At 42.7% G+C, this 9,382-nt stretch carries 7 protein-coding genes and 1 pseudogene; 5 read left to right on the forward strand and 3 right to left on the reverse strand.

What is annotated here, in order from left to right:
- Positions 1-94 precede the first annotated feature (94 nt).
- Positions 95-1,480 carry an argininosuccinate lyase gene (gene argH, locus HWQ40_RS20215; protein WP_292780929.1) on the forward strand — a complete coding sequence of 462 codons (1,386 nt, stop codon included), beginning with the start codon at positions 95-97 and terminating at the stop codon, positions 1,478-1,480.
- Between the two features lie 185 nt (positions 1,481-1,665).
- On the opposite strand, the gene HWQ40_RS20220 is transcribed toward argH, so the two are convergent.
- Positions 1,666-1,830: a hypothetical protein gene (locus tag HWQ40_RS20220; RefSeq protein ID WP_167407613.1), complete on the reverse strand. Its 165-nt coding sequence runs from the start codon at positions 1,828-1,830 to the stop codon at positions 1,666-1,668.
- Between the two features lie 645 nt (positions 1,831-2,475).
- Between HWQ40_RS20220 and HWQ40_RS20225 the strand changes: the two genes are divergently transcribed.
- Complete coding sequence (locus HWQ40_RS20225) at positions 2,476-2,970, forward strand: NUDIX hydrolase (RefSeq protein WP_292780932.1); 495 nt, start codon at positions 2,476-2,478, stop codon at positions 2,968-2,970.
- A gap of 196 nt (positions 2,971-3,166) precedes the next feature.
- On the forward strand, positions 3,167-4,009 hold the full coding sequence (locus HWQ40_RS20230) for an alpha/beta hydrolase (RefSeq protein WP_292780935.1): 843 nt from the start codon (positions 3,167-3,169) through the stop codon (positions 4,007-4,009).
- A 403-nt stretch (positions 4,010-4,412) separates the two neighbouring features.
- Here the strand turns inward: HWQ40_RS20230 and HWQ40_RS20235 are convergent, their stop codons facing one another.
- A complete protein-coding gene (locus HWQ40_RS20235; protein ID WP_292780938.1) occupies positions 4,413-5,261 on the reverse strand; it encodes a pantothenate kinase in 849 nt (282 codons plus the stop codon).
- A 109-nt stretch (positions 5,262-5,370) separates the two neighbouring features.
- On the opposite strand from HWQ40_RS20235, the gene HWQ40_RS20240 reads away from it, so the two are divergent.
- Together HWQ40_RS20240 and HWQ40_RS20245 are read left to right on the forward strand one after the other, a co-directional pair.
- Positions 5,371-7,095 carry a diflavin flavoprotein gene (locus tag HWQ40_RS20240; RefSeq protein ID WP_292780941.1) on the forward strand — a complete coding sequence of 575 codons (1,725 nt, stop codon included), beginning with the start codon at positions 5,371-5,373 and terminating at the stop codon, positions 7,093-7,095.
- Positions 7,096-7,259: 164 nt separating this feature from the next.
- Positions 7,260-8,972, forward strand: a complete 1,713-nt coding sequence (locus tag HWQ40_RS20245) for a diflavin flavoprotein (protein ID WP_292780944.1) — start codon at positions 7,260-7,262, stop codon at positions 8,970-8,972.
- A gap of 197 nt (positions 8,973-9,169) precedes the next feature.
- Here HWQ40_RS20245 and HWQ40_RS20250 read toward each other — a convergent pair.
- Positions 9,170-9,382 (reverse strand): annotated as a pseudogene (locus HWQ40_RS20250) (hypothetical protein); the annotation flags it as partial.

Here is a 9,382-nt window from a genome sequence, read left to right on the forward strand (position 1 = left end):
TAGGAGTTGAAAGTGAGGAGTGAGAAGTTAGGAGTCAAAAACTCATAACTCCTCACTCTTAACTCTTAACTCTCGCCCACTCTTTTCATAATTTATGACTAAAAAAGAAACTTGGAGCCAGCGGTTTGAATCAGCGTTGCATCCAGCGATCGCTCGTTTTAATGCCAGTATAAGTTTTGATATTGAATTAATCGAATATGACCTCACTGGTTCTCAAGCTCATGCCAAAATGCTTGCTCACACGGGCATCATCTCCTCAGAAGAAGGAGAGCAACTGGTTGCCGGTTTAGAACAAATTCGCCAAGAGTACCGCCAGAGTAAATTTCAGCCCGGTGTCGATGCTGAAGATGTGCATTTTGCAGTTGAACGCCGACTGACAGAAATTGTCGGCGATGTGGGTAAAAAGTTGCATACAGCGCGATCGCGTAATGACCAAGTTGGCACCGACACCAGACTCTACCTCCGCGAGCAAATCCAACAAATCAAAAGCGAATTGCGAGAATTTCAAAGTGTTTTACTGGATATAGCCGAAAAGCACGTTGAAACTCTGATTCCTGGCTATACCCACCTCCAACGCGCCCAACCGGTGAGTTTAGCTCATCACCTCTTGGCATACTTTCAAATGGTGCAACGTGACTGGGAACGCTTAGGAGATGTTTCTCGGCGCGTGAATATCTCACCTTTGGGATGTGGTGCTTTAGCGGGAACTACTTTCCCTATCGATCGCCACTACACAGCCAAACTCTTGAATTTTGACGATATTTATGCTAATAGCCTCGATGGAGTGAGCGATCGCGATTTTGCGATCGAATTCTTGTGTGCTGCTAGCTTGATTATGGTTCACCTCAGCCGCCTTGCAGAAGAAGTCATTCTTTGGTCATCTGAAGAATTTCGCTTCGTCACCCTCAAAGATAGCTGTGCTACTGGTTCCAGTATCATGCCCCAAAAGAAAAATCCCGATGTCCCAGAATTGGTGCGAGGGAAAACAGGACGTGTATTCGGTCATCTCCAGGCGATGTTAGTCATCATGAAGGGGCTACCCCTGGCATATAACAAAGACTTACAAGAAGATAAAGAAGGTCTATTTGATAGCGTTAACACAGTCAAAGCGTCTCTAGAAGCGATGACGATTTTGCTCAGGGAAGGCTTAGAATTTCGTACCCAGCGGTTAGCATCAGCTGTGGCGGAAGATTTTTCTAATGCTACCGATGTAGCAGATTATCTGGCAGCACGGGGCGTTCCTTTTCGGGAAGCTTACAACCTTGTGGGTAAGGTGGTAAAAACTAGTATTGCCGCAGGTAAACTCCTAAAAGATTTGAAATTGGAAGAGTGGCAACAACTACACCCGGCATTTGCAGCAGATATTTATGAGGCAATATCCCCCCGTCAAGTTGTTGCTGCCCGCAACAGTTACGGAGGTACTGGCTTTGTACAGGTAAGCAAAGCACTCATAGCCGCCCGTGCTCAAATTGCTCAATAGAGGGATTGGGGAATGGAGAGTGGGAGGATAAGGGAAGAAGGGGAATTATTGAATAAACCTCTCCCTTGTCTTTTCTCTATGCCTAATGCCCAATGCCCCAATTCCCAAAAATAAATAAGGGCGTACAAATAAATGTGCGCCCCAAAAGGTAAATAACCCAAACAATAAGGATTTAGGCAGGCAGCTTATTCAGTGTCAGCTGCTGCTGCGCCTTCTTCTTCCTCACTCTTTGGTGGTCTTTGTTGGAACCTTCTCTGCATTCTTCCTGTCGTAGTCCGTTTACGAAACTTTCTGGCATACGCCTGGTTACGTAGCGCCTTTTCTTTTTTCGGGTTACGGCGCTTGGCCATGTTCACCTCTATTAATAAACAACAAAAAAGTAGCAACTAGGCATCACGTAGGCAATATGAGGTACCAATGTTATTGATATACTTTTAGCCTAGTGCAGCAATAAATACGCTTTAAACAGTGTACTAGCCTATCGCATTATACCCAACTTTGTCAATAAAAATTCTGAATTATCCCCGCCAGTAAGCTGAAAAATATCTTTTCTGAGATTCCAACCTGTCAAATGATTGTAAATTAGCTCATTAGTTGTTGTTCTTGAAACAAACCAATATTATCAAAAAATAATTCAAGAGTCAGTCATTAAAACTCAGGAGACATAGCTTAATAAATTCAGAATTTTGGATTTTGACTTATTATTCATATTATTTTTTTGTGTTCTAAAAATCTATTAGTAACAGCTAGTTTCAGCAGCACTAATGCTAGCTATAAACTGAAAATTTACTTGGCTCAAGAAATATCATGTATATATAAATACAGTGCTTCTCATGAAACTTGATGTTAGAATTGATAATATTCTACGTAAATCGTGAGAATAAAATCTCAAACCACAAACATTTTTGTATAAAACAAAACTCAACAAAAATTTTATTAGTTGAGCCTATGTAAGTGGTAGAGAACTATAGAATACAACACATAAATTTTGAAGATTGAACGTTATTGCTTTTTTTCCGGCAGCTGTCGAGTCCACACGTAGCTTATGGCGTATTGGACAAACAGTATTGGGTATAATATTTCGTCATCCCATTACTGGCACTAGTATCATCCCAATTTTACCCGATGGTCGGATTGTACTGATCCGGCGGCGCGACAATGGTCTTTGGTCATTGCCTGGAGGGATTGTGGATTGGGGAGAAGATGTTCCCAATACAGTCCGCCGGGAATTGATGGAGGAAACCGGGCTAGAATTGGTGAAAATTAACCGTTTAGTAGGAGTTTACTCCGCACCAGACCGTGATCCCAGAATCCATTCAATTTGTATTGTGGTTGAAGCCGAGGTGCATGGGACAATGGAGATTAAAGACACTTTAGAAGTCATGGAAATCCAAGCTTTCTCTCCCAGTTTACTACCTTCAGGAAAGATGTCTCACGACCATACTCGGCAGTTGCAAGACTACTTGAATGGCTTGACAACACTGGCATAACAATATTTTTTCATTAGTCATTAGTCCTTTATCATTTGCCGCCAAAGTTATGATCTCACGAAGCCTTGGCTCACATTTTCACATTTCTCTCTTTGTAATTTGTCCAGAACTAGTTAATAATGACCAATAACCAATGACTAATGACTAATGACTAATGACTATTTATTATGGTGCTAAAAGTTAACTACTAAATAAAATGGATACACTATTCCGTAACTCCCGGAGAAAGCTCTCTCAAGGGCTATTATTCTGGCGTGAAGTCGGTGAAAAAACTCCTATAATTTTTTTACATGGTGCTTGGAATGAGAGCAGTCAATGGTTATCTGTGATGGAGTCCCTTGCACAAGATTTTCATTGTTTTGCACCTGATTTGTTAGGGTTTGGGGAATCAGAAAATCCTAATATCCACCATTCGATAGATTTACAAGTTGAGTGTCTAGCTGAATTTTTGCAAGCTGTGAAGCTAGAAAAAGTATATTTAGTGGGGCATTCTCTTGGGGGTTGGATTGCTGCTAGCTATGCTTTAAAGTATCCAGAGAAAGTTGATGGTGTGGTACTGCTAGCACCAGAGGGCGTAGAGATAGCAGGACAAGAAGAGTATTGCCAGAAGATGCGGCGATTATTGAATTATCCACCACTAATAGTTAAATTTTTGCGATCGCTAACTCCCTTCACTAAAATTCTGGGTTGGTATGAAAAAATTGCACAGGATTTGCAATTACGTCAGGAATTGTTGCGTTACCCCATAGCTTGCCAGTTACTTTTCAAACGGCGACAAGCAGAAATTGACGCGGAATTAGTCCAAAAGCGGCTTTACATGATAGATATTCCGGTTTTTATTTTACAAGGTGGCCAAGATACACCAGATGCTTTAGCCAAGAGCCGGGTTTATACTCAACTGATGCCGAAAGTCGAGTTGAAAATGATTGCCCATGCCGGAAATGACTTACCAGAATCTTCTGCTGGGGTTGTAGCGATGGAGATTCGGGAGTTTATTCAAGATATTTTGAAAAACCATAATTTCAACGAATTAAACTAGCTCATTAAGAGTTTGCTGCCAATCCACAACACATATTCCTTCGCTCTCAAAGCGTGATATGTGTTTCAAGTTTGTTGTCATAACTATGACCGAAAACAACTCATGATACAAGCCCCTAAATTTATTTATGGAGAAGCAAAAAAATGTATCACCCACGGTTATTATTTTCTGCAGCGACAGGTGCAGTTCCAGTGTAATTCTGAAATCCTGATGCACCTACAGGATAAGACCCGATATTTTCGACAGAAGTTCCGTTTGTAAATGAATGTTGGTTATCTTGTGACTCGATACCAATATTTAACTGTTTCCCAACATTGCTATACTCGCCTGTGCAATCGTAATGAAGTAAGCTGCAAAGTTGCCAACAGATTATCGATTAGCTTAGTTGATTGGGTAAGGCAACTTAACCATCATTTATGAATACTTCCCGCATTCCCAAAAAAATTAAATTTGGTTCCACAATTAAAGATGCTGTAATTTCAGGATATAAGGCTTGCAGATAGTTTAGTAAAAAAATGCGATCGCCCCCTTTAATCGCAATGTTTCCATTAGGAAATAAATCCCGCCACGCCTCAATAAAATCTTTAATTCCAGCTAATAAAGTGTAAATAACTCCACTTTGAATAGCCTCTGTTGTATTAAGCGCAAAACGTGGTGGTAGAGAAGGAAAATTTTGCGTCTCTACAAATGGTAATTGTCCTGTTTGTTGACCGAGAGTTGCAAATTGCAAACCTAATCCTGGCAAAATTGCACCTCCAACTAGAGACTCATTAGCATCCGCAGCTGTAAAAGTCAGCGCTGTTCCAGCATCAATTACCAACATCGGAAAACCCCAAGTTTTCCCCGCACCCCACAAAGCTAAAGCGCGGTCAATTCCTAGTGTGGGATACACGCCTGTTAGTAATATTTGGTCTAAGGTAATAACGCGAGTATTTGGGTAAGTTTGCCAAATAGCAGTTTGGCTGGGAACTACCGAGGCAAGGAGAAGAGGGCACGGGGGCAGAGAGACAAAAGCGCAAAGGGGTGCAGTATTTGTGAGAAAATTATCTTGTTGATCGGGTGGAGAAATTGCCAGTAATAAATCATCTAGAGTTTGATATTCAGCTAGATGTTGTATGATGACGGATTCAGGAAGATAGTCGATATCCCAAGCTGAGTAAAGCGTCTCGCCTAAAAACAATGCCCAATGCAGCCGAGAATTACCAATTTCCAAGGCTAGCCAAATTTCCTCTGTGTGCCTCTGCGGTTTCACACTTTTAACTTTTTTAAGTCAACTATAGGTTTTTTAATAAAAATTAACATTCAAGCCGTGTAACAATAAAACAAGAGGAACAAATACTCATTGTGTCAAGGAGGGAGTTATGGTAGCGCTCACCGAAAAAACTGAAAAACGGCTCACCATACAGACTGTAAAGATTGCTCAAGAGACGACGGCTATTCGCTCTTTGGATTGGGATCGCGATCGCTTCGATATTGAGTTTGGTCTGCAAAACGGTACTACTTATAACTCGTTTCTCATTCGTGGGGAGCAGACTGCCTTAGTTGATACCTCCCATGAAAAGTTTCGTCAACTATACTTTGATACGCTTACTGGACTAATCAACCCAACAGAGATTGATTATTTAATTATCAGTCACACTGAGCCAGACCACAGCGGTTTAGTTAAAGATTTGCTGCAAATGGCTCCAGAAATAACCGTTGTCGGTTCTAAAGTGGCGATTCAGTTTCTTGAGGATTTAGTACATCAGCCATTTAAACGGCGGATTGTGAAAAATGGCGATCGCTTAGATTTGGGCAATGGTCATGAATTTGAATTCGTGATTGCTCCAAATTTACATTGGCCGGATACCATTTTCAGCTTCGACCACAAAACCAAAATTCTCTACACCTGCGATGCCTTTGGGTTGCATTACTGCTCTGATAGCACCTTTGATGAAGACTTAGCAGCGATCGAAGAAGACTTTCATTACTACTACGATTGCTTGATGGGGCCGAATGCCCGATCAGTTCTGTCTGCCCTGAAGCGGATGGCAGAACTGAAAACCATCGGCATGATTGCTACAGGCCACGGGCCATTATTATCTCACAATGTTGAAGAACTAGTTGGACGTTACCGCACTTGGAGCCAAAGCCAAACCAAGGCAGAAACAACAATTGGGATATTTTACGTTTCTGAATACGGATATAGCGATCGCCTCGCGCAAGCAATTGCTAACGGCATCGGTAAAACTGGTGTCGCTGTGGAAATTGTCGATTTGGGATCTGAAGTCGATTTACAAGAACTGCGGGAACTAGTCAGCAGGTGTGCTGGGCTAATCGTTGGTCTAACTCCGGCTTCTGGTGCTGCTAGCATCCAATCTGCACTCAGCACAGTTTTAGGATCAGCCAAAGAAAAGCAAGCTATTGGCGTATTTGAAACCGGTGGTGGCGATGATGAGCCAATAGATCCTTTGGTGAGTAAATTCCGCAATTTAGGTTTGACAACAGTTTTTCCAGCGATTCGGATTAAACAAACACCCACAGAAAACACTTACAAGTTGTGTGAAGAAGCGGGTACAGACTTAGCTCAATGGGTAACACGCGATCGCAGCATCAAAGCTATGAAATCCCTTAGTGCTGACTTAGATAAAGCACTAGGTAGAATCAGCGGTGGGTTATATATTATTACTGCTAAAAAAGGCGATGTTTCCAGTGCCATGCTAGCCTCTTGGGTTGCTCAATCCAGTTTTAAACCCTTGGGATTTTCCATTGCAGTCGCCAAAGATCGGGCAATTGAATCACTCATGCAAGTAGGCGATCGCTTTGTTCTCAACGTTTTAGAAGAAGGCAATTTCCAACCACTAATGAAACACTTTTTGAAACGGTTCGCCCCTGGTGCAGATCGCTTTGAAGGTGTGAGAACTCAGCCAGCCGAAAATGGTGCGCCCATCCTTAACGACGCCCTCGCCTACATGGAGTGCGAAGTCATCAGTAGAATGGATTGCGGCGACCATTGGGCAGTATACAGCACAGTCTACGCCGGACGGGTTTCTAAGCCAGAAGCTTTGACTGCTGTGCATCATCGTAAAGTTGGCAACCACTACTAAAAAGTTAGGAGTTAGGAGTTAGGAGTTAGAAGTTAAAAATTAGGAGTTGTAGAGACGAGTTTAATAAAAAATATCGTCTGCACAACGGAAGTTAAAAAATTTAGATTAACGACTTTCTTCAACTCATAACTCATAACTCACAACTCATAACTCCTGTTTTAGCCATGTCAAAAAATAAACCCCGTGACGTTCAAGTTTTTCCCATTGCTACAGATATAAGAGTACTGCGATCGCGCAGTTGGTCAAGGCTCAGATTTGAAATTGAATACGCTCTTGCTAAGGGTACAACTGCTAACTCTTATTTAATCGAAAGCAATAAAACCGCCATCATTGACCCTCCAGGGGAAACGTTTACGCAAATTTATTTAGAAGCTTTGCAACAACGTTTCCATCTCGAAGATTTAGATTATGTAATTTTGGGACACGTAAATCCTAACCGCGCTGCAACTTTAAAAGCTTTGTTAGAAATAGCCCCGCAAATCACCTTTGTCTGTTCTAATCCAGGGGCGATAAATTTACGTGCGGCGCTGGAAAATCTAGACTTGCAAATTCTTGTTATGCGGGGCGAAGAAACTCTAGATTTGGGTAACGGGCATAATTTACAATTTATTCCCACCCCCAATCCCCGCTATGCAGATCAACTTTGCACCTACGATCCGCAAACAGAAATTCTGTACACAGATAAGTTATTTGGGGCGCACGTTTGTGGAGATCAGGTATTTGATGAAGGGTGGGAAGTATATAACGAGGATCGGCGCTATTATTTTGATTGCCTCATGGCTCCCCACGCGCGTCAAGTTGAAACAACACTGGATAAACTTGTCGATTTTCCTGTGCGAATGTATGCCACTGGACACGGCCCTTTGGTACGCTATGGCTTAATAGACCTAACCAAAGCTTATCGGGAATGGAGTCAACAGCAAACTTCTGCTGACTTGACAGTAGCGTTAATTTATGCATCCGCTTATGGAAATACAGCCACATTAGCCCAAGCGATCGCTCGTGGAATTACAAAAGCTGGCGTCGCCGTAGAATCGATTAACTGCGAATTTACGGAACCAGAAGAAATCCGGGCGGCTGTGGAAAAAGCGGGTGGTTTCATCATTGGTTCTCCTACCCTTGGTGGTCATGCACCCACACCTGTGCAAACAGCATTAGGAATTGTGCTATCCACTGCTACTAACAATAAACTCGCTGGTGCTTTTGGTTCCTTTGGCTGGAGTGGGGAAGCGGTTGATTTAATTGAGAGTAAATTAAAAGATGCTGGCTATCGGTTTGGTTTTGATACGATCCGCGTAAAATTCAAACCCGACGATGCTACCCTGCAATTGTGTGAAGAAGCTGGAACCGACTTTGCCCAAGCACTGAAGAAAGCGAGAAAAGTGCGATCGCCAAGTCAACCTGCAACAACTGTAGAACAAGCAGTTGGTCGGATTGTCGGTTCTCTTTGCGTTCTCACTGCCAAGGAAGGCGATCGCTCCAGTGCCATGTTAGCTTCTTGGGTGTCTCAAGCTAGCTTTAGTCCCCCTGGTTTAACCATCGCCGTCGCCAAAGACCGCGCAGTAGAAACACTGACCCATACAGGAAACAAATTTGTCCTCAACATCCTTAAAGAAGGCAATCACTTGGGGTTGATGAAGCACTTCCTCAAACCTTTTGGCCCAGGACAAGACCGATTTGCTGATGTCGCCGCCGAAGAAACTGAAAGCGGTTCTCCCATACTTACGGATGCTCTAGCATATCTCGAATGTTCCGTACAAAACCGGATGGAATCTGGCGACCACTGGCTGGTTTATGCGACTGTCGAGAGTGGCAAATTGTTAGATAATGATGGCGTTACAGCTGTTCATCATCGCAAGTCGGCAACTCATTATTAATTGGGGACTGGGGACTGGCTATTAGGAAATTCTTACCTAGTACAGCGCGGCGGAAATAAACCGCTCATTCAAAATGAACGAAACGCTTACGCTGTATTCATTTTGAACTTTGACTTCTGCCTTGCGATACTATAACAGTTCTCGTTGACGTGAGGTAGACCTGTAAGGGCACGCCATACCGTTCCCCTACTTGCGATTTAACGTTGTACCGCATCTGAATGGGAATCGCTATAGTCTTTAGAATTTTCCACAATCAACCCACCTGATTCTAATAATTGAAGAGCTTCAGCCTTCGACATAACAGCCATAGCAATGAGATCAGATCCTCCGCCCAAACGTGCAAGGACTCTGATAAGGGACTTGCGAAAAAATAAAGTACCAGCCATTCGAGAATATTTAGGAAGCGCGGA

The sequence above is a fragment of the Nostoc sp. NMS9 genome (assembly GCF_017114995.1).
Taxonomy (GTDB): Bacteria; Cyanobacteriota; Cyanobacteriia; order Cyanobacteriales; family Nostocaceae; genus Nostoc.